This window comes from Sulfobacillus sp. hq2, from assembly GCF_002903155.1.
Classification (GTDB): Bacteria; Bacillota; Sulfobacillia; order Sulfobacillales; family Sulfobacillaceae; genus Sulfobacillus; species Sulfobacillus thermotolerans.
In genome coordinates, this window is record NZ_NWUL01000024.1 from 1 (window position 1) to 2133 (window position 2133).

3 protein-coding genes are annotated in these 2133 nt (G+C 65.4%); all 3 read left to right on the forward strand.

The window, feature by feature from the left end; all coding sequences use genetic code 11:
- Nucleotides 1-516, forward strand: a 516-nt coding sequence (locus CO251_RS03920) for a molybdopterin dinucleotide binding domain-containing protein (protein WP_304465933.1), incomplete at its 5' end; no start/stop codon positions are given.
- A complete protein-coding gene (locus CO251_RS03925) occupies nucleotides 516-1178 on the forward strand; it encodes a 4Fe-4S dicluster domain-containing protein (RefSeq protein WP_103374507.1) in 663 nt (220 codons plus the stop codon). The genes CO251_RS03920 and CO251_RS03925, both read left to right, overlap by 1 nt.
- The coding region (locus CO251_RS03930; protein ID WP_103374508.1) for a DmsC/YnfH family molybdoenzyme membrane anchor subunit at nucleotides 1178-2133 on the forward strand (956 nt) is incomplete at its 3' end. The genes CO251_RS03925 and CO251_RS03930, both read left to right, overlap by 1 nt.

Consider the following 2133-nt stretch of genomic DNA (forward strand, 5'->3'; position numbering starts at 1 on the left):
ATTACGCAGCGGCCCATGACCCACTATCATTCGTGGGGCTCGCAAAATGCGTGGCTGCGGCAACTCTTGATGGAGAATCCGCTCTTTATCAATCCGCAAGCGGCCCACGCGTTAGGACTGACGGACGGGCAATGGGTGTGGATAGAATCGCGCCAGGGGCGGATGACGGCGAAGCTGCGCTTCTCGGATGCGGTGGAACCGGGGACCGTGTGGACGTGGAATGCGATTGCCAAGGCGCCGGGGGCCTGGGGGCTGCATCCCGACGCCCCGGAAAGCCAGCAGGCCATTTTAGTCAATCATATTGTGCCCGACACCTTGACGTCGCGTGATGGCACGGTGACGTTTAACAATGATCCGATTACCGGGCAAGCGGGATGGTATGACACGAAGGTCCGCGTGTACCCCTCGGAGCTGCACGAGGTATGGCCGAAAGTGGCCCCGCTGAAACCCCGGCGGGCGGACATGGTGAACTTGCCGCACTTACGGTATACGACCCGCAAAGGGGGAGGACGTTAATGCAACTGACGATTATCACGGACTTGAACAAATGTGTGGGCTGCAAGAGTTGCCAAGTCTCCTGTAAAGAGCACAATACCTCCGGCGACTTTGGGCCCGTGCCCGATCACGACCCGTACCGGGAGGCCGAAGGCATGTGGTGGAACCGGGTCATCGGCATGGAGGCGGGGGAATACCCACACGTCGGGGTCATGTACTTGCCCAAGGCCTGCATGCATTGTTATGACGCGCCCTGCGTCCCGGTCTGTCCGACCGGCGCCTCGTACAAGCGCGACGATAACGGGGTGGTGCTGGTCGATTACGAGGCCTGTATTGGGTGTCAGTTGTGCATGTGGGCGTGTCCCTATGGCGTGCGGGAATTTGATGAGCATGAGGGCGTGGTCAAGAAATGCACGCTGTGCATAGACCGGATCGAAGATGAGAGCCTGCCGCCCGAAGACCGGCAGCCCGCGTGCGTGCAAAGTTGTCCCACGCACGCCCGCACCTTTGGCGATTTAGAGGACCCGGATTCGGCCGTCGCGCATTTGGTGGCCGAGCGGCAAGGGTTTGTCTTGTTGCCCGAGTTGGGCGCGCGCCCGGCCATCCATTATCTGCCCCGGCGGCATGCGCCGGGGATCGTGGATCCCGAGACGATTGATCGGGTCCTTGGGGAGGGATCGTAATGCGTCCGACGTGGCCATTATTGGCATTAACGTTATTGCAAGGCGTGTCGTGGGGCGTGATGGCGGTCGTGGCCGCGGCGCTGGTGGGCGGGTGGCCGGTGTCGACGGGCACGGTGCAGGCATGGGAGTGGCTCGCGTGGGGCACGGGCGCCCTCGGGGGCAGCGCGTCGGTGTTTCACATGCACCGGTTGGCGGCGGCCCGCTATGTCTTACGCCGGTTACGCAGTTCCTGGCTGAGTCGCGAGGCCTTGAGCACGGGAGGATACATGGCCGTGTTGTCGGTCGCGGTCGCCCTGCGTGTGCTGTGGCCGCAGGCGCGCGGCCTGTGGGAAGCCGCGACGCTGCTCGCGGCGGGGCTCGGCGCGGTGGCGGTGTATATCACCGCCATGCTATATGCGACGATTCCGGCGATGCGGAGTTGGCATTCGCCGCTCACGGTGGTGGTGTTCTTTGCGGCCGCGCTGCTGAGTGGCGGGGCCGGAGCTGGGGCGGTGGCCGTGATCATCGGGGGACCGGGTTGGGGCGGCTGGCCGGGGCTGGACGCGGCATTCGCGCTGGTCTTTGGCGCGCTCGTGAGTTTGCAAATTCGGGCGTTTCGCGTGGCGGCCGCCGGGGTGCTGGCGGCGACGGGGACGGGGCTCGCGGGGCGGCCCTACCGGTTGCAAGACGCGGGCGGGAGTCGGCCGCCGTACCGCACGCAGACACAAATCTGGCCGGTCCTGCCGGCCGCGGTTCGCACCAGTGGCTATGCCGCTGTCTTGGTCTTGGCCGTGGTGGGGCCGTGTCTGGCGGCCGCGCAGGGGACCACAGGCCTGGTGTGGGGCGCAGGGAGCGCGTGGCTGGGGGTAGCGCTCAGCCGCTGGATGTTCTTTGCGGATGCGACACATAGCTCGCGGGTGTGGTTTGCCGATCAACCCAAAACCCCGTCGCCCGTCCGCCGTGAGCCGGGGCGGCC